The sequence below is a fragment of the Sorangium sp. So ce124 genome (genome assembly GCF_051525235.1).
Classification (GTDB): domain Bacteria; phylum Myxococcota_A; class Polyangia; order Polyangiales; family Polyangiaceae; genus Sorangium; species Sorangium atrum.
The window spans coordinates 8,876,531-8,894,375 of the sequence record NZ_CP150312.1 but is presented as its reverse complement, the minus strand read 5'-3'; the positions used below and the strand labels follow the sequence as shown (position 1 = coordinate 8,894,375).

Below are 17,845 nucleotides of genomic sequence, written 5' to 3'. Positions count from 1 at the left end.
CCGGGGGACCGGGCTATCGTCGGTGAGGAGGAGCATACGAATGGCGACGAGCCCTCCAGCGTCAACGAGCACCGTGGGGAGCAGCGTGCCCCGAACAGACGGCCCTCCCAAGGTCACGGGGGCGTCGCGCTACGTCGACGACATCCCGGCGATGCCGGGGGAGATCTTCGGGCGCACCGTGCGGAGCCCCGTGCCCCGCGGGATCCTCCGCGGGGTGCGGCTCGACCCCGCGTTCGACTGGAGCGACGTGACCGTCGTGCTGGCCGAGGATGTCCCGGTCAACGTGGTCGCGCTGATCCTGGACGATCAGCCGATCCTCGCGACCGGAAAGGTGAACCACGCCTACGAGCCGATCGTCCTGCTCGGCTGCGCGGACCGGCTGAAGCTCGCGCGGGCGGTCCAGGCCGTCGCGCTCGACATCGATCCGCTGCCGCCGGTGCTCGACGCGCGCGCCGCGCTCGACGGCGGGGAGATCATCTGGGGCGCCGACAACGTCATCAAGCGGTACCTCATCACGCACGGGGGCGCCGACGCCGCGCGGGAGCGCGGCGAGGCGAGCGAGGCCGCGATCGACGCGGCGCTCGCGCGCTGCGAGGTGGTCGTCACCGGCACGTACGCCTCGCACCACCAGGAGCAGCTCTACATCGAGCCGCAGGGGGTCATCGCCTGGTGGGACGAGGCAGGCGCGCACGCGACGGGCTCGATCCAGTGCCCGTTCTACGTCCACAAGGCGTTCCTGAAGGCGTTCGGGCTCCCTCCCGATCGGATCCACATCACCCAGTCGGTGACGGGGGGCGGCTTCGGGGGCAAGGAGGAGTACCCGTCGATCATCGCGCTCCACGCGGCGCTGCTCGCGAGGAAGAGCGGCCGCCCGGTGCGCATGATCTACGACCGGACGGAGGACATCGAGGCGACGACGAAGCGCCACCCGGCGTCGTGCGAGATCACGAGCGGCTGCGATCGCGACGGCGCGCTGCGCGCGCTGAAGATCCGGATCCTCATGGATGGCGGGGCATACGCGACGCTGACGCAGGTGGTCCTGTCGCGCGGCGCCCTCCACGCCGCAGGCGCCTACCGCTGGGACGACGTGTGGATCGAGGCGACCGCCGTGGCCACGAACACGCCCCCGAACGGCGCCTTCCGCGGCTTCGGCGCGCCGCAGACGATCTGGGCGATCGAGCGGCACCTCGACCGCGTCGCGCGGGAGCTCGGCTGCGATCCGCTCGATCTGAAGGCGAAGAACGTGCTGCGCCCCGGCGACTCGACCGCGACCGGGCAGGTGCTGCGCGTCAGCGTCGCGGGCGAGGAGTGCATCACGCGGGCGATCGCGGCGAGCGGTTACCGGCAGAAGCGCGCGGCCGGGCCGGTCGTCCGCGGGCGCGTTGCGCGCGGGATCGGGCTCTCGGTGTTCATGCACGGCGCGGGCTTCACCGGGTCGGGTGAGCGCTACTACAAGGGAAAGGTCGCGCTCGATCTCGCGCCCGGCGGGCGGCTCCGCATCCGCACGGCGTCGACGGACATCGGCCAGGGGACGGAGACGGTGTTCCGGCAGATCGCCGCGGACGCGGCGGGGCTGCCGCTCGATCGGGTCGAGTTCGCGGTGCCGTGCACGACGACGGTGCCCGACTCGGGCCCCACCGTGGCGTCGCGCACGGTGATGGTCGTCGGCTCGATCGTCGAGGCCGCAGCGCGGGAGCTGGCGAGCCGCGTGCGCGCGGAGCAGGCAGCGCAGGAGCCGGGCGCTGGAGAGGGCGACGCGGGCGCCGCGGCGGGGCCGCCGGCGCTGAGCTTCGAGGAGGCGGCCGACCGGCTGCTGGCCCGCGAGGGCCAGGTGACGTCGCTCAAGCAGTACGAGCCGCCGGATTACGTGCGCTGGGACGACGAGGCGTACAAGGGAGACGCGTACCCGTGCTTCGGCTGGGCGTGCGACGTGGTCGAGGTCGAGGTGGACCTCGACACCTTCGAGGTGACGGTGGTCGACTTCTGGTCGGCTACCGACGTGGGCAAGGCGATCCACCCGGTGATGTGCAAGGGGCAGATCGAGGGAGGCAGCCTCCAGGCGATCGGCTGGGCGCTCTCCGAGGAGATCGTCTGGCAGGGCGGCAGGATCAAGAACCCACGGATGACCAACTACATCATCCCGACGTCGCTCGACGCGCCGCCGTTCCATGTCGTGCTGGTCGAGGAGCCGTTCCCGTTCGGTCCGGGCGGCGGGGCTAAGGGCATCGGCGAGATGCCGATGGATGGCGGCGCGCCCGCGGTGGCCGCGGCGATCGAGCACGCGACGGGGATCGCCGCGCGCGCGTTGCCGCTCACGCCGGAGCGGTTGCTCGAGGCGGCGTGGTCGGCGGGGAGAGGGGAGCGTCTATGAAGGTATCGCTCGTCGTCAACGGCTCGCCGCGCGAGGTCGATCTGCCGCCGCTCTCGCGGCTGCTCGACGCGCTCAGGGGGCCGCTCGGGCTCACGGGCACGAAGGAGGGGTGCGCGGAGGGCGAGTGCGGCGCGTGCACGGTGCTGCTCGACGGCGACCCCGTGAACGCGTGCCTCGTCGCGATCGGGCAGTGCGAGGGGCGGCGCGTGACGACGGTCGAGGGCCTCGCCTGCGCCGGACACCTGTCGCCGCTGCAGCGCTGCTTCGTCGAGGAGGGGGGCGCGCAGTGCGGGATCTGCACGCCAGGCATGCTCCTCTCGGCGGAGGCGCTGCTCGCGCGGAGCCCGGATCCGTCGGAGATCGAGGTGCGCGAGGCGCTCGCCGGCAACCTGTGCCGCTGCACCGGGTACCAGCGGATCGTCGAGAGCGTCCGCGCCGCCGCCGCGCTGCGCCGCGGCGGGGGAGGGGCGGCGCCGTGAGCCTCGCGGATCTACGCCTGTTCGAGATGCGGCACGTCGCCGGGCTCGGTCCGCTGTGCGAGATCGTGGCGGAGCGGGCCGCGCTCGGCGCGCCGGTCACGCTCCTGGCAGGCGGCACCGACTGGGTCGTCGAGCAGGAGCTCAGGCCCCCGCTCGAGGTCGCGGCAGGGGGCCCGTCGGCGCCGCCGCTCGTCGTCGACGTGTCCCGGCTCTCGGATCTGCGAGGCATCTCGCTCTCGGGCGACACGCTCCGGGTGGGGGCCGCGACGACCTACCTGGAGATGCTCCGGAGCGACGCGATCGCCGCGCGGGCGCCGCTCCTCGCGCGGATGAGCCGCGACGTGGGCGCGGTGCAGATCCAGGCGCGCGGCACGCTCGGCGGCAACCTGGCCACGGCCTCGCCGGCCGCCGATGGCGTCGCCGCGCTCGCCGCCTACGACGCGACCGTCGTGGTGCAGAGCGTCCGCGGGGAGCGGCGCATCCCGATGAGCGCCCTGCAGACGGGCTACAAGCGCACGTCGCGCGCGCCGGACGAGGTGATCGTCGCCGTGGAGATCGCGCTGCCGGCGCCAGGGTCGCCCTGGTACTGGCGGAAGATCGGCGCGCGACGGGCGCAGGCGATCTCGAAGGTCGCGCTCGCGGGCGTGGCCGAGGTGCGGTCCGGGCGCGCCGCGCGGCTCGGGCTGGGGATGGCGTCGGTCGCGCCGACGACGGCGCTCCTGCCGAGCGTGCGCGCGCTCTGCACGTCCCGTCCGCTCGCCCAGCTCACCGCGGCGGAGGTCGACGCGGCGGTGGCCCAGGACGTCTCGCCGATCGACGACGTGCGCTCGACGAGGGCTTACCGGGAGCACTGCGCCCGCGGGGTGGTGCGGGAGCTCCTTCGGCAGCTCGGCGCGCCGGTCTGATCATTCCATCCAGTCGAGCTGCGCGACGTCGGGCCTTCGGCTGCGCCCGGCGGGGTGTGTCGGGCGTTCGTACGACGGCGGCGGGAGCGGCGTCTCCACGTCCATGTCATGGCAGCGCGCGCATCGCCGCGGGGTGGTGGTGCCGGCCTGGAAGATGGTGACGCAGCCGCAGGCTGGGCAGATCATGCCGATGTCGTAATTCATGAGCACTCCTCGACGACGAACGCTCCGGGGCGGTCCGAGCGGCGGGAAGATGCGCTGATGGGGCGACGTGTGGGCGACGGCGCGGCAACATTGCGTGGAAGGGGGAGTGTCGATGCCAGGCTCCGGGGCTTTCCAGAACGAGCGGAGAAGCGCCCTCGGCCTGGCGGCCGGCCTGTTCCGGGAACGGCGGATCGGTAACGGCGAGGCCCGCAGCGCGCGCCGCTCGGGCTGCGTCAGAGCAAGGTCAGGAGGCGTCGGGCGCGGGCCTCGGCCGCCTCGATGATCTGCGCGGACTCCGGCTCGGGGAGCTCGAGCTTCCTGGTCAGCGCGGCGATGTACTGCTTCTCCGCGTCGTGCTGCTCGCCGTCGACGAACGTGAGAAGCACGGCGTGCTGCAGCAGCGCGCGGCGGTCGTCGCCGCCGAGCTCGCCGACCGGGACGTCGTCCAGGGTCCTTCGCTGGGAGGCATAGGCGCGGATCTCCTTCGCCTGGTCCTCGTTCGCCTCGAACGCCGCGATCAGCCCCTCCACCATCTCGCGCTCGGCCTCGTGGAACTCGCCGTCCGCCCACGCAACGCTCACGAGCGACTTCACGATCGCCATGCTCTGCTCTTGCATGGCGACGAGTGTCGTCGCTCCCCCGGGGCAACGTCAATCGCGAGGGGAGCGACGGTCACCCGCTTCGGATACGGGCCCACCTCGGCGTTTTCGGTGCTCAGCGCACCGGAGTGCGCTTGCGCGCCGAAAACGCCGATCTGGGCCCGTCTCCTGTGCGGGTGACCGCCGCTCTAGAGCGCTCCGCGTGCGAGCGGCTCCGTCAGCGAGGCGAAGACGTCCGGCCGCAGCGTTCCTGCGAGCCCGGCGCAGAGCAGGGCGAGCGCGAGGAGCGCAAGCCACAAGGAGAGACCTCTTCGGCGCGGGGCCACCAGCGGGACAGGCGGCCTGCTGCCGGCGCCCGTTGGGACGACATGAGCAGATTCGGGGGGGGCGAGCTCGGGTGCGACGGGGCGCTGCACCCCGACGAGCGGCGGGCGCGCGCCGGCGACCGCGAGCGCCGACATCGCGGAGACAGCAGCGACCGGGGGCGGCGTCCGGGTGAGATCGAGGCCGGCGAGCGCCTTCATGCTGCGCGCCGCGCGGCGCTGCGTGCTGTGCTCGGACTGCGCGACGAAGCGCGCGACGAGCTCGTCGACCCGCGAGGCGCCTGCGTCGACGCCCTCCGCGGGAGAGCGCGCGCTCCGGGATCGCCGGGAGGCGTTCCACACGATCGCATCGATGGGGCCGAGCTCCGCCGGGCACGGCGTTTCTTCTGGCTCTACGTCGGCGGTAGACTGCGCTGAAGCTGCATCCGTGGGCACGAGGTCCGCGGGCGGCTGCTCGGGAGCCAGATCGGCGGGCGGCTGCTCAGCAGGCGGCTGCTGGGGAGCCAGATCAGCAGGCGGCTGCTGGGCAGCCAGATCAGCAGGCGGCTGCTCGGGAGCCAGATCGGCGGGCGACTGATCGAGAGCTGCGTCCGCGGGCAGTTCCTCGGGAGCCAGAACAGCAAGCGGTTCCTCGGATGCTGCTGCATCCGCGGGCAGTTCCTCGGAAGCCAGAACGGCGGGTGGTTCCTCGGATGCTGCTGCATCCGCGGGCAGTTCCTCGGAAGCCAGAACGGCGGGCGGTTGCTCGAGTGCCGCGTCAGCGGGCGATTGCTCGGGCGCTTCGTCCTCGGCTGGCGTACCGGCGTGCGCGGTTTCCGGACCGTCGGCGTCCGCCGTCAGCAAGGCTTCGACCGGCGCGGCCGGAGTGTCCTCGGCTGGCGTGCCGGCGTGCGCGGTTTCCGGACCGTCGGCGTCCGCCGTCAGCAAGGCTTCGACCGGCGCGGCCAGAGCCGTCGGGATCGGCGCAGCCGGAGCGTCGTCGTCGCAACGCGTCGGAACGGGCCAGGGCAGCGTGTGCCGCGCTGCGGGCGTCTCCTCGAACGGCGCGACGGCCGCTCGAGGACCCGCTGGCACGGCGAGGTCCGCCCGACGGACGAGCGGCCAGGCGCCATAGGCCGGCGTGACCTGGAGCGCCGCGTCCGGCGCCATGAACTGGATCGCGGGCGCGCGCGACGTCTCGATGGGCTCCGGGACGTCGGTCGCGCCGGCGGGCGCCTCCGCCACGCGGGAGAGCACGGGCTCGCCGGCCGCCTCCCTCTCCTCCCAGACGGCCGTGGCCACGGTCGGAGTCGGCTCCTGCGAAAGCGGGACGACGTCGGCAGGCTCGGGGGAGAACTCGACGAGGATCGACGCGGTCGGCGTCGGTTCCCGGGACGACAGCGCGACGGCAGCAGGGCCAGGGGAGAAGTCGACGAGGAGCACCTCGAGCCCCTCGGGGCTCGTGAGCGCTTCGCTGCAAGCGGAGGCACCGTAGGCAACGAGCGATGGCGCTGGCACGGGCCGCGCTCCTTCAGGCGCGATCTCCACGGCCGCGCGCGCGATCGGCGCCACGGGCGCGATCGACCGAGCTGGCTCGACGAGCTCCGGGATGATCGGGATCTCGGCCGGCGCTGGAGCGACATCGAGCTCCACCACCGCCTGCACGATGGTCGGGGTCGGCTCCGGCAGCGCCTCGACGTGCTCGCTGGCGTGCGATGCGCGCTCGGGCGCCTCGGCCTGCTGGCTGGCGTGCGCAGGCGCCGTCGCGACGTCGGGACACGGCTCGACTGCCACCGCCACGGCACCATCGCCTGCGGTCGCAGGCGCCGGGAGCGCTGCCCCGGAGGTCGCGCACGCGACCAGCCCGGGGCTGAGCGTGAGCTCCACGATGACGGGCGCGATCGGTCCGGGGCTGAGGGTGAGCTCCACGATGGGATGCTGCAGCGGCGCAGCGGGGGCGTCGCTGCGCGGGGCAGCGGGGGCGTCGCTGCGCGGGGCAGCGGGGGCGTCGCTGCGCGGGGCAGCGACGGTCGCATCGCGCCGCGCGTGCTCCGCTTGCGGCGGCGGCTGCATCTCCTCCGCTTCCGGCGCGGCAGGCTTCGCCTGGACCTCCGGGCGCGGGCGCCTCAGCCGGCCGGCCTCCTTGGCGCGCAGCGTCTCACGGGCGAGCCGCGCCAGCGCCCGCCGGGCGGCGTTGCGGTTCACCGGGATCAGCGCGGCCTCGAGCTCCCGCGCGACCGCTTCCGGGTCCTGCTCGTGCGCGGGGCGCGGGCGCGCCGTCGCCGTGAGGTTGGGCATGCTGCCGGCGGACGCGGCGAGCAGCCTGGCGAGCAGGTCGCGCAGCAGCCTCGCCGCCTCGGCCGGCGCCACCGCCTCGCCGCGCGTGCGCACCGTGACGGTGCCCTCGGTCGTGAGCAGCACCGCGCGATCGTCGAGCCTGAGGGGCAGGCGCGAGGTCGCGTCGCTCACGGCGAGCGCGAGGTAACCCGAGGTCTCCGGCACCAGCGAGGCGCTCCGCGCGTGCGCCGCCGCGACGACCTCCTCCAGCGTGACGCAAGCGCTCACGACCGCCCCCGGCCCGCCGCGTCGCCCGGCCCGCCCGCGCGCGCCGGCCTGACCGGCACCCCCGCCGCCTCGAGGTACGCCTTCGCTTCGCCGATCGTGTACTCGGCGTCGTGGAAGATCGACGCGGCGAGCGCGGCGTCGGCGCCGCCCTCGACGAGGCCGGCGCGCAGGTGATCCAGCGTCCCGACGCCGCCCGACGCGATCACCGGGACCGGCACGGCCCGCGCGATGGCGGCGGTGAGCAGGAGGTCGTAGCCGTCGCGCGTCCCGTCGCGGTCCATGCTCGTGACGAGCAGCTCGCCCGCGCCCGCCCGCGCGATCTCCTCGGCCCACGCGACCGCGTCGCGCCCCGTGTCCCGCCGGCCGCCGTGGGTCACCACCGTCCAGGCCACGCGCGAGGGATCCGCGATCCGGCGCGCGTCGATCGCCACGACGATCGCCTGCGCACCCCAGCGGTCCGCGGCGCGCCGCACGAGGTCGGGATCGTTGACGGCGGCCGTGTTGATCGCGACCTTGTCCGCCCCCGCGTCGAGGAGCGCCTCGATGTCCTGCTCGGACTTGACGCCGCCTCCGACCGTCAGCGGCGTGAACAGCACCTCCGCAGTGCGCGCCACGACGTCGAGGATGATGCCGCGCTTCTCGTGCGACGCGGTGATGTCGAGGAACGTGATCTCGTCCGCTCCCTCCGCGTCGTAACGGCGGGCGGCCTCGACGGGATCGCCGGCGTCCCGCAGCCCGACAAAGCGGACGCCCTTCACGACGCGGCCGTCCTTGACGTCGAGGCACGGGATGATGCGCTTCGCGAGCATACGTCCGCGTTAGCCTACCTGCCGCGTCAGGGCCAACTGTTGCGCTGTGCGCCCGCTCCGGCGCCGCGCGGGGCGTGCTTGCGCGCTTTTTGACGGTATTTCTGGCTGCCGGCGAGGCGCCGCACGCCGGCCGCTGCGCCCGGAGCCTGACCGCGCCGCGGTTCCTCGCTACCATGGCGCCATGCACTGCCCGCACTGCGGGAGACCCGTACCCGAGGGCTCGATCGCGTGCCCGCACTGCGGCGCCGCGCTCGCGCCGCTGGGCGGAGCGGCCGGCTATTACGGCATGAAGCCCGCGGCCCGCACCATGGTCGGCGTCACGCTCCCCGACCTGCTCCGGCAGACGCCGTCCGCCCCGGCCGATCCGGGCGGCGCAGGCCCCGGCCAGGCCGCGTTGCCCCCCATGGCTGGCGCGCCGGGCGCCGCCTCGCGCACGATCGTCGGCATGCCCGCCGCGATCTTCGGCGCGGCGCCCGCGCCGGCGCCGGCCGATCCGCGCCTGTCCGGGGGCACGCTCGTCGTCGGGACCCCGGCGGCAGTGGCCCCGGGAGCGCGCCTCGACGTGCCCGCAGCGGCGGCCGCGCCGCTCCATGCAGCGCCGGGCGAGCTGCGCCTCGACCACACCGTGCCGATCGCCCCGGGCCTCGCGGCGGCGCGCGGTCCGGTGCCGCTGCCCGCCGTGTCCCGGACGCTGGTCGGCGTCGCCCGGCCGGGCATCGCGCCGCTCACGCCCGGCGCCCCGGCCGATCCCGAGCCCGATCCCGAGCTCGACTCCCGCTACCAGCCGGCCGGAGAGCTCGGCGCCACGATCGCGCCGGCGCGCTTCCGCGCCCCTCCGCTGCAGAACCCGGCGCTCATGCGCCCTCATCGCCTGAAGCATCGGCTCCCGCCGCCGAAGGGCGAGCGGCGCCCGCGCACGTCGCGCCGGGCCGTCGCCGTCGTCGTCGCGGGCGGCGTGCTCGCGCTCGGCGCGGTCCTGTTCGCGCTCCTCTGGCCGAGCGCGCCCCCGGTGACCGCGCGCGCCCGCGCCGACGCCGGCGGCCGCGAGGTCATCGAGCTCCGGTGCGAGAGCTGTCCTGACGGCACGGCGGTCTCCATCGGCGAGGGGCGCGCGACCACGGCCGGCCGCGTCGCGCAGATCCCGCTCGCGAGCCCGCTCTCGGTCGGCGAGAACCGGATGAAGGTCGCCATCGACCGCCCCGGCAGCGGGCGCGACGAGACGGTCGGCGTCTCCATCCACGTCGCCTACCGGATCCGGCCCGACCTCGGCACGCTGCAAGGGGAGCGGCCCTCGATCCAGGTCGTGGTCGAGGCGAGCAAGGGCACGCAGGTGATCCTCGACGGCAAGGAGGTCGCGCTCACGAGCGGCCGGGCCATCGAGTCGATCGACGTCACCGACGCGGTCGAGGGGCCCTCGGACGAGACGAAGACGCTGAGCCGGCAGGTGCCGTACACGGTCACGCCGCCCGACGGCCCGCGCGAGCAGGGCATGGTCAGCGTCGCGGTCGGCATCGTCCCGCTCACCATCGAGGCGCCCGGCCCGAGCGTGGTCATCGACAAGGAGAGCTTCGTGCTCGCCGGGCGCACGGCCCGCGGCGCGCAGATCTTCGCCGGCGCGCACCCGATCGCGGTTCGCCCCGACGGCACCTTCGCGCACGTGATGAACGTCTCGTCCGTGGGCGCGACCCAGTTCGAGGTGCGCGCGAAGATGCAGGGGATGGCGCCGCGCATCGCGAAGCTCGCCGTGCGCCGCGTCGACCGGCTCGACACCGCCGCGAAGGAGTTCGCCGGCCGCGGCCCGATCGGGTACGCCGAGCTCGCCGCCGGCGGGAAGGACCATATCGGCAAGCCGATCGCGCTGACCGGCGAGGTCGTCGAGGTGCGCCGGCAGGGATACGCGACGCTGATCCTGCTCTCGATCCCGCCCGCGTCCGGCTGCGCGGGCGGGAAGGAGGGCGGCGCGGCCGCCGCGAGCGCGAGCCCGGGCGCCGCGCCGCGCGCTCCGGAGGCGTGCAAGGTCCGCCTCGTCCACGGCGCCGACAACCCCGCCCAGCGCGGGGACATCCTCACCGCCTACGGCAGCGTCGCGCCGCCGTTCGTCGCGCCGGGCGGCGCCGAGATCCCCGAGGTGCAGGTCGAGTTCACCGTGAAGGGCGGCCGATGAGCGCCACGCGCACCACGGCGCCCGGCCCGCGAAGGCCGCGTCGCGCCCGGACCGCGGGCCTCGCCGCAGCCGGGCTCCTGCTCTCCGCTGCGGCGCCGCTCGCCTTCGCCGACGCCGTCGACACGAGCCGGCCGCACACGATCGTGGTCGGCGCGCCCCGCGGCTTCGCGCCCAGCGAGCGGCTCGACGCGCGCCGCACGGGCCGCTCCGCCGCGCGGCTGCCCTTCCCGGCGCGCGAGGCGTGGCGAAGGCAGCTCCGCGGCGGGATCGACGCTGCGCCGCTCGTGGACGCCGCGGGCGATCTCCTCCTCACGCTGACGGTCCCGGAGGTCGTCAAGCTCGGCGCGGACGGCCGGGAGCGCTGGCGCGTGCGCATCGGCGACAGCGCGCCGCTCGCGCCTGCCGTGCTCACGAGCGACGGCACCCTCGCGCTGATCACCTCGTCCGGCGTCGCCGTCGGGCTCACGCCTGCGGGGAGCGTGCGCTTCGCCGTCCCCCTCGGTCTCCGCGGGCGCGACGCCGACGTGACGCCGCTCGCGCTCGACGACGGCGGGCTCGTGGCGGCCCTGGGGCGCTCCCTCGTCGAGCTCGCCGCGGACGGGACCGTGCGCGCCCGCGCCGAGATCGCGGATCGCGCGACGGGCGCCTTGCTCGCGGGCCCTGAAGGCACGCTCGTGACCACCGAGTCGGGCGCGGTGCTGACCTGGCGTCCACCCGGGGCGCCGCGGCGGCTCGGCTCTCTCGGCGGCGTGCCTCGCCGCGGCGCGGCCCTCGCCGACGCCCGCACGCTGCTCGCGGTCGTCGACGCCCGCCGCCTGGTCGCGCTGGATCTGCCGACCGGGACCGCTGGGGTCCGCGCCGGCGCGGCCTTCAGCGCGCTCGACGGGCCGCCCGCCATCGGCGCCGGGGGCGTGGCCGTGGTCCTGTCGACGACCGGCCTGCTCCTCGGGGTCAACGCGTCGGGCGACCTGGCGTTCCGGGTCGCGATCGACAGGCCTCCGGGCGCCCAGCCCGCCGACGGCGGGCTCTCCGGCCTCTTCGGCGCGGGGGACGCGAAGCCGAGCCCGCCGATCGTCCTCGATCGCACCGGCCGCGTCGGCTTCGTGCGTGCGGGCGGGCGCGCCGGCGTCGTCGAGGCGGACGGCAACGTCTCCATCGCGGCCGAGCGCGTCTGCTCCGCGCCGGTCGCCGTCGTCCCTGCCGGCGAGGAGCGGATGGCGATCGCCTGCCGTGACGGCACCGTGGTGATGCTGGCGCGCTAGCGCCAGCCGTCGCACATGGCCAGGGCTGAGCGCCGCCGGCCGAGATGGCCGGCAGCATCTGCCGACGATCCTGGCCGGTGGCTCCTGCGTCCTAGCTCTCGGTGGCCGGGATCCACTGCTTCCAGGTGCCCTTGTCGTCCCAGTACAGCTCGGACTCGGCCGCCACCGTCTTGTACCGCGTGATCGTGATCTGCTCGTCGAGCGCTGCCGCTTGAGCCTCCTCGTACAGGGGCGCGCCGAGCGCGTCTTCGGGGATCATGTGCATGCTCACGACGAACTCGTCGGCGTTCGCCTCGACGATACAGAACCCGTTGCTCGTGGAGTTGCTGAAGGCGAGGTGCGGATTGGCCGTCTTCATGCTGCCGTCGATGTCCTCCGCCTCCGCCTTCAGGACGTCTTTCAGCGTCGGATGGCTCGCCAGCTGCTTCGTCAGCACCGAGCGGTACGTGGCCGACGAGATCGCGGAGCCGCCGAATTCCACGATCTTGGCCGCGGACGTGGCGCCCTCCACAGCCGGCGTTCCGGCGAGGAAGGCGCCGAGATCGCCGGTGATCGACACCACGTTGCCCTCGACCCCGGCGAGCATCTCGATGAGCTCGTTCCGCTCCTCGCGGAAGCCGTCCCAGCCATCGCAGTTCAGGTAGAAGTGCCGGGTGAGCGACTCCTGGTCGGGCCCCGCGGGCTCCGTGGTGTGGGCGACGGTGAGCTGTGAAAGGCGGTATTCGTTCCCCCATACCTTCCAGGTGCTCTTCGATTCCTCCATCGTTTTCTGGAACCAGGCTCTCTGCGCTTCGCCCATGACCTCGGCCTTGGCGGCGAGCGTCGAGTAGGGATCGAAGGCGTCCTTGATCACGAAGTAGCGCGACCCGAACGCGCTGTGATAGTCCGTCTTTCCGAGATCGGCGTAGGCGAACCCGCTCTGCATGAAGGCGAGCTCACTCGGCGGGATGGGGGGAATCGGCTCCTCCCCTTGCTCGGCCTTGTGCTCGTTCAGCTTCACCACGATCTCGTCGACGACCTTGGCGCTGACGGGGCGGGGCTCGCCCTGGGCGAAACCGAGGTTCGGGTCGAATCCGAACAGGACCGCGGCCTCGTCCAGCGCCCTCTTGTAGGTCATCACCCAGTTGTCCTCGTTGATGTCCAGGATGTAGCGGCTCGTATAGGGCAGCAAGCTGGTCAAGCTGTCCACGATTTGCTCCTCCTGAACGACGACCTTTCCTGGAAAGGCGTCCTCCGGGATCAGGTGATCCGCCCGGTAGGAGCGGAGATCCGTCATCACGAGGTGGACGTGCTTCCCGAACGAGAAGTCCCGGTAGATGGTGATATCGTCCGGGTACTCGACCGCCCTGTCGTAGCGGAAGTCGTCGCCCTTCGGATCATTCGGGTATTCGGCCGGCATGTACTCGAACCAGGCCTGGTTCGCCGCCTTGCGCCGGTCCTCGTCCGTCTCCGGCTCTCGGCCGTCCAGATAGGCCGCCGTCGCGCCGTGGCAATCGTCGGAGAACTCGTGATCGCCCCAGACAGCGATCATGGGAAAGAGCTCGTGCACCCTCTGCAGCGCCCGGTCGGACCGGTACGTCTTGTAGAGCTCCCGGTAATTGCTCAGCGACTTGGCGGCGTGGTACGCCGCGCCCTCCGCCGGCTGGAAGGCGATGGCGCCGTCCACGTCGGAGAACGAGATGCTGCGCTGTCCCGGGGCGGCCTGGAGGCTCGGGTTCCCGGTCGTCTCGTAGATGTAGCCCCCGAGGTGGACGACGAAGTCGAGCTCCTCTTTCGCCAGGGCCACATAAGCGTTGTAATAGCGACCGATGTAGTCCTGGCCGGAAACGAACGCGAAGCGCACCGGCACGTCCGCGTCGAGGGCGGGCGCCGTCCGCGTCCGGCCGACGCGCGAGCTGACGCAGCCGTCTCCTGTCATGTAGTAGAAGCGGTAATAGTACGTGGTGCCGGGGCTCAGGCCGTTCACCTTGAGCTTGACGCAGTGATCGAACTCCACCCGGGCGGTCACGCGGAGCTGCGTGCTGCCCGACCCCACCGTGGCCACGTTGTCGGAGCTCGGGTTGAGCACCACGAGCTGCGTGAACTCCTCGTCGAGCGCGACCACGAGCGCCAGGGTGAGATCCGACTGCGGCTGCTTGCGATCGACGAGCCGGGTCCACAGCACGACGCTATCGTGCCTCGGATCGCCGGAGGCCACCGACTGCGGGAAGAACCGGTCATCCTCGTGCACGTCGCAGATGCCGATGGGGTCCCCATCATCGGAGCAGGCCGTCGGCACGACCACCGAACCAGCGGTCACCAGGGTCGCGCGAAGAAAGTCTCGGCGTCTCATCATCGATTCAAGTCCTCCAACGACGGATACACCCCGAGCGCTGCGCGCGCAACGGCGGCCGCCGCCCTCGCCAGCGCCGCCGCCCTCGCCAGCGCCGCCGCGCGCGGCGCTCCTCGCGCTCGCTCGAGCGGCGCGGGTCGCAGCATGGCGCCTCGTCGCGAGGAGCGCGAGCGCCGCTTGACGTGCCGAGTCAGGCGGCATCTCGTGTGCACCCACCCTGCTGAAAGCACACCATGTTCCAGACGAGCCTCTCCTCCGAAGCGCTGCGCGGCGCGCTCTCGCGCCTCCCCAGCGGGCGCTCTGTCTTCGACCACACCGGCGCGCGCCAGCCGGTCCACACCGTCTACGGCGGCGCCCACCTGTTCAAGGCCGACACGGCCCGGAAGCTCGGGGCGGTGGCGCTCCGCGCCGTCGAGGAGCACGCGCCCGACTTCGCGGCCTTCGCGCGGGCGATCGGCCTTCCGGGGGCCGAGGGGCTCCCGGAGGGGCGCGCCGACGCGCTCGCGCTCGCGGCCGCGATCGAGGCGGGCGGAGGCGCGGCCGAGAGCGCCTCCGGGGCTGCGCGGCTCGCGCACGCGGTGCACGCGCGCGTGCTCGACAAGCTCCGCCGTGAGCCCGTGGAGGACCTGCGCATCGATTTCGAGGACGGTTACGGCGTGCGCCCCGGGCACGAGGAGGACGCGCACGCCGCGGCCGCGGCGCGCGAGGTCGCCCTCGGCATGGCCGCGCGCAGCCTGCCTCCGTTCCTCGGGATCAGGATCAAGCCGCTCGGCGACGGGTGCGCCGAGCGGAGCCTGAGGACGCTCGACGTCTTCCTCTCCGCGCTCGTCGCCGCCTCGGGCGGCGCGCTCCCGCCCGCCTTCGCGGTGACGCTGCCGAAGGTGGTCGCGCCCGAGCAGGTCTCCGCCCTGGCCGACGCCCTCGACGCGCTCGAGGGCGCGCTGCAGCTGCCGGCCGGCTCGATCCGGATCGAGCTGATGATCGAGACGCCGGCGTCGATCCTCGGCCCGCGCGGGGAGGTCGCGCTGCCCGGGCTGGTCGAGGCGGCCCGCGGGCGGTGCGTGGCGGCGCACTTCGGCGCCTATGACTACACGGCGAGCTGCGAGATCACGGCCGCCCATCAGCACCTCGCCCACCCGGCGTGCGATTTCGCGCGGCACGTGATGCAGGTCGCGCTGGCCGGCTCGGGGCTCTGGCTCTCCGACGGCGCGAGCAACCTCCTGCCCGTCGGCCCGCACCGCGCGCGCCCCGGCGGCGCGCCGCTCACGCCGCAGCAGAGCGAGGAGAACCGCCGTGCGATCGTGGGCGCGTGGCGGCTGAAATACGGGCAGGTCCGCCGCGCGCTCGAGAGCGGCTACTACCAGGGCTGGGACCTCCACCCCGCGGAGCTGCCGGTCCGTTACGCCGCCACGTACGCGTTCTTCCTCGAGGGCGTCGATACGGCCGCCGCGCGGCTGCGGAGCTTCGTCGAGCGGGCCGCCCAGGCGACCGTCGCCGGGACGGTGTTCGACGACGCCGCGACGGGGCAGGGGCTCCTGGGCTTCTTCCTGCGCGCGATCGGCGCGGGGGCGATGACGGAGGGCGAGGCGGCGGAGAGGACCGGCCTCACGCCGGACGAGCTCAGGGGCCGATCCTTTCAAGCCATCGTGGCGCGCCGGAGCGCGTGATACGAGAGCACCGGAATGGACAGCACCGCGGAGGGCCCGAGCGGCGAGGAGGACCGATGAGCGCGATCACGACGCACGTACTGGACACGTCACGGGGCTGCCCGGCGAGCGGCGTGCTGGTGGTGCTGGAGGTCGGCGACGGCGGCGGCTACCGGGAGGTCGGACGGGGCACGACCGACGGCGACGGCCGGCAGAAGGGGCTGCTGCCGCCCGGCGAAAGGCCCCTCCAGGGCTGCTACCGTCTCACCTTCCACACAGGCGCCTATTACGCGGCGCTCGGAGGCGAGAGCTTCTATCCCACGGTGTCGATCCTCTTCGAGATCCGGGACCCGGCGCAGCACCATCACGTCCCGCTGCTGCTCAGCCCTCACGGCTACACAACGTACCGCGGCAGCTGAGCGCGCGTGCGTGCGAGAGCGCCGTCCCGCGCGGCGAGCGCGACGCGTGCGCCTGCCGTCCGTGGTGCGCCCGGGGGCGCCGCGAGGGCGACGGTCCGGCGGAGCGAAGGCGGTGTCCCACATGATACGGTGGGGGTGCCCGGCGGTGGGCGACTGTGAGGGTGAACGGTGGGCGCTCTACGAACTCGTTCGGGTGAAGCTCGGGATCGCCGGCGCGGTGCCGGCTGGCTGGCCGTCGTGATGGCCGCGCTCGGGCCGGGGTGCGAGCAGAAGGTGCGGAGCTTCGTCGATGGCGACGGAGGCGCTGGCGCCGCCGGCGGTGGAGCAGGTGGGTCGGGCACGGCGGTCGGCGGTGGCGAGGCTGGCAGCAGCGCGACGGGTGGCGGTGCGACCGGCGGCGCGACGGGTGGCGGCGCGGCGGGTGGCGGCGAGGCCGGCGGCGCAGCGGCTGGCGGCGGCGAGGCCGGCGGCGGCGGTGATGCAGGCGGGGGCGGGGGGACCCCTCTCGAGTGTTCTCCGGACGAGGCGCGGTGCGCCGGCGATCTCATCGAGGTGTGCGGCAGCGACGGGCGGTGGGCTCTCGCCGGTTGCGCCGGCTGGTGCGGCGCGGGCCGGTGCATCCTGCCGCCGAGCTGCCGCCTGGGCGAGACCGGGGCGGGCGAGACCTGCGGGCCGGATCGGAGCCAGCCCTGCTGCGCGAGCCTGCGCGTTCTGGGCGGCCGGTACGACCGGAGCAACGACGCGGCGTATCCGGCGGAGGTGAGCGAGCTGCGCCTGGATCGCTACGAGGTCACGGTCGGACGGTTCCGCAAGTTCGTCGAGGCGTATCCCGCGAGCCGACCCGCAGCCGGCGCTGGAGCTCACCCGGCCATCGTGCGGAGCGGCTGGGACGCGGCATGGGACTCCCGTCTGCCCGCGAGCCAGGCCGCGCTGAAGGAAGACTTGAAGTGCAACCCGGGATTGCACTCGTGGACTGACGACGTGGGCGGGAACGAGCTCAAGCCGATCAGCTGCGTGAGCTGGTTCGTCGCGTTCGCCTTCTGCGCCTGGGACGGCGGGCGGCTCCCGACAGAGGCGGAGTGGAACTACGTGTCGGCTGGCGGGAGCGAGCAGCGGGCGTATCCGTGGGGCAACGCGTTTCCGAACTCGACCTACGCCGTGTTCGACGTCGCGGGCAGCGCCGTCGTCGGATCGAGATCGCCGAGGGGTGATGGCCGGTGGGGGCAGGCCGACCTCGCGGGGAACGTGTGGGAGTGGACCCTGGACTTCGAGGGGACGTACCCCCAGCCGTGCCGTGATTGCGCGAACGTCGAGCGCGGCTCCGCGCGGGTGATCCGCGGCGGCAGCTGGTGGCAGCCTGAAGCGGAGGACCTCTCCTCTCGCTTGCGGACCGGCTGGGACCCGACCGATGTGACGGACGCGCTCGGCGTGCGCTGCGCCAGGAAGCTGTAGCGCAGGCCGCCCTTCGTGGGGTTGGCGCGCGCCGGGGAACGGGCGAACGGCCGCCGTTCAGGGAGAGATGAGGTAGATGACCGAGAAGGCCACGACGAGCGTCGTGAACGCGAGCGCGATGAGCTTGGGCATGGTCCAGTCGTCGTTGTCGGTCTTCGAGATCTCTGTGCTCATCGTGCTCCTCCGCCGTGCTCTCCGCGCGCCTCGCGCGCGTCCGTCTCCTGGCAGAAGGCGGACTCGTCGTCAACCCTGACCCCCCCGCCCGCGACGGACCGGGCGTGCTCATGCGGATGCCTCCGCCGCTGCTCTTGGCCGCGCCCGTGGCCTGTCCGCCCG

The 17,845-nt window shown here is 73.7% G+C and carries 13 protein-coding genes; 8 read left to right on the top strand and 5 right to left on the bottom strand.

From position 1 onward, the window contains the following. Positions 1 to 85: 85 nt before the first annotated feature. Genes WMF19_RS33240 through WMF19_RS33230 form a run of 3 tightly spaced genes read left to right on the top strand, consistent with a single transcriptional unit; the run spans position 86 to position 3,755 of the window. Positions 86 to 2,371: a xanthine dehydrogenase family protein molybdopterin-binding subunit gene (locus tag WMF19_RS33240; protein ID WP_437894038.1), complete on the top strand. Its 2,286-nt coding sequence runs from the start codon at positions 86 to 88 to the stop codon at positions 2,369 to 2,371. Continuing rightward, positions 2,368 to 2,850, top strand: coding sequence for a (2Fe-2S)-binding protein (locus WMF19_RS33235; protein WP_437894037.1), 483 nt, complete (start codon positions 2,368 to 2,370; stop codon positions 2,848 to 2,850). The genes WMF19_RS33240 and WMF19_RS33235 overlap by 4 nt, the downstream gene beginning before the upstream one ends. Beyond that, positions 2,847 to 3,755, top strand: a complete 909-nt coding sequence (locus tag WMF19_RS33230) for an FAD binding domain-containing protein (protein WP_437894036.1) — start codon at positions 2,847 to 2,849, stop codon at positions 3,753 to 3,755. Before WMF19_RS33235 ends, WMF19_RS33230 begins: the two co-directional genes overlap by 4 nt. On the opposite strand, the gene WMF19_RS33225 is transcribed toward WMF19_RS33230, so the two are convergent. The 4 genes from WMF19_RS33225 to hisF form a co-directional block, all read right to left on the bottom strand. Next, the gene (locus tag WMF19_RS33225; protein WP_272094819.1) at positions 3,756 to 3,959 is read right to left on the bottom strand and encodes a hypothetical protein; all 204 of its coding nucleotides are present in this window, start codon (positions 3,957 to 3,959) and stop codon (positions 3,756 to 3,758) included. A gap of 233 nt (positions 3,960 to 4,192) precedes the next feature. Then, a complete protein-coding gene (locus WMF19_RS33220) occupies positions 4,193 to 4,576 on the bottom strand; it encodes a DUF533 domain-containing protein (RefSeq protein WP_437894035.1) in 384 nt (127 codons plus the stop codon). 170 nt (positions 4,577 to 4,746) lie between these two features. Then, on the bottom strand, positions 4,747 to 7,425 hold the full coding sequence (locus WMF19_RS33215) for a hypothetical protein (protein WP_437894034.1): 2,679 nt from the start codon (positions 7,423 to 7,425) through the stop codon (positions 4,747 to 4,749). Then, the gene (gene hisF, locus WMF19_RS33210; protein ID WP_272094815.1) at positions 7,422 to 8,234 is read right to left on the bottom strand and encodes an imidazole glycerol phosphate synthase subunit HisF; all 813 of its coding nucleotides are present in this window, start codon (positions 8,232 to 8,234) and stop codon (positions 7,422 to 7,424) included. Before hisF ends, WMF19_RS33215 begins: the two co-directional genes overlap by 4 nt. Before the next feature lie 181 nt (positions 8,235 to 8,415). Between hisF and WMF19_RS33205 the strand changes: the two genes are divergently transcribed. Then, the gene (locus tag WMF19_RS33205; RefSeq protein ID WP_437894033.1) at positions 8,416 to 10,398 is read left to right on the top strand and encodes a zinc-ribbon domain-containing protein; all 1,983 of its coding nucleotides are present in this window, start codon (positions 8,416 to 8,418) and stop codon (positions 10,396 to 10,398) included. Continuing rightward, positions 10,395 to 11,660 (top strand): hypothetical protein, encoded by a 1,266-nt coding sequence (locus tag WMF19_RS33200; RefSeq protein WP_437894032.1) that lies wholly within the window; start codon positions 10,395 to 10,397, stop codon positions 11,658 to 11,660. Before WMF19_RS33205 ends, WMF19_RS33200 begins: the two co-directional genes overlap by 4 nt. A gap of 91 nt (positions 11,661 to 11,751) precedes the next feature. Here the strand turns inward: WMF19_RS33200 and WMF19_RS33195 are convergent, their stop codons facing one another. Further along, positions 11,752 to 13,995: an alkaline phosphatase D family protein gene (locus WMF19_RS33195; protein WP_437894031.1), complete on the bottom strand. Its 2,244-nt coding sequence runs from the start codon at positions 13,993 to 13,995 to the stop codon at positions 11,752 to 11,754. A 230-nt stretch (positions 13,996 to 14,225) separates the two neighbouring features. Between WMF19_RS33195 and WMF19_RS33190 the strand changes: the two genes are divergently transcribed. The 3 genes from WMF19_RS33190 to WMF19_RS33180 all read left to right on the top strand — a co-directional run bounded on the left by WMF19_RS33190 (position 14,226) and on the right by WMF19_RS33180 (position 17,509). Further along, positions 14,226 to 15,659: a DUF6986 family protein gene (locus WMF19_RS33190; RefSeq protein WP_437894030.1), complete on the top strand. Its 1,434-nt coding sequence runs from the start codon at positions 14,226 to 14,228 to the stop codon at positions 15,657 to 15,659. 56 nt (positions 15,660 to 15,715) lie between these two features. Next, complete coding sequence (uraH, locus tag WMF19_RS33185; protein WP_437894029.1) at positions 15,716 to 16,057, top strand: hydroxyisourate hydrolase; 342 nt, start codon at positions 15,716 to 15,718, stop codon at positions 16,055 to 16,057. Between the two features lie 240 nt (positions 16,058 to 16,297). Beyond that, positions 16,298 to 17,509, top strand: a complete 1,212-nt coding sequence (locus WMF19_RS33180) for a formylglycine-generating enzyme family protein (protein ID WP_437901703.1) — start codon at positions 16,298 to 16,300, stop codon at positions 17,507 to 17,509. Positions 17,510 to 17,845: the final 336 nt, after the last annotated feature.

Coding starts and splice junctions, on each gene's coding strand:
- WMF19_RS33235 (WP_437894037.1), top strand. CDS start 2,368: ATGAAGGTATCGCTCGTCGTCAACGGCTCGCCGCGCGAGGTCGATCTG.
- WMF19_RS33225 (WP_272094819.1), bottom strand. CDS start 3,959: ATGAATTACGACATCGGCATGATCTGCCCAGCCTGCGGCTGCGTCACC.
- WMF19_RS33220 (WP_437894035.1), bottom strand. CDS start 4,576: ATGCAAGAGCAGAGCATGGCGATCGTGAAGTCGCTCGTGAGCGTTGCG.
- hisF (WP_272094815.1), bottom strand. CDS start 8,234: ATGCTCGCGAAGCGCATCATCCCGTGCCTCGACGTCAAGGACGGCCGC.
- WMF19_RS33205 (WP_437894033.1), top strand. CDS start 8,416: ATGCACTGCCCGCACTGCGGGAGACCCGTACCCGAGGGCTCGATCGCG.
- WMF19_RS33200 (WP_437894032.1), top strand. CDS start 10,395: ATGAGCGCCACGCGCACCACGGCGCCCGGCCCGCGAAGGCCGCGTCGC.
- WMF19_RS33195 (WP_437894031.1), bottom strand. CDS start 13,995: ATGATGAGACGCCGAGACTTTCTTCGCGCGACCCTGGTGACCGCTGGT.
- WMF19_RS33190 (WP_437894030.1), top strand. CDS start 14,226: ATGTTCCAGACGAGCCTCTCCTCCGAAGCGCTGCGCGGCGCGCTCTCG.
- uraH (WP_437894029.1), top strand. CDS start 15,716: ATGAGCGCGATCACGACGCACGTACTGGACACGTCACGGGGCTGCCCG.
- WMF19_RS33180 (WP_437901703.1), top strand. CDS start 16,298: ATGGCCGCGCTCGGGCCGGGGTGCGAGCAGAAGGTGCGGAGCTTCGTC.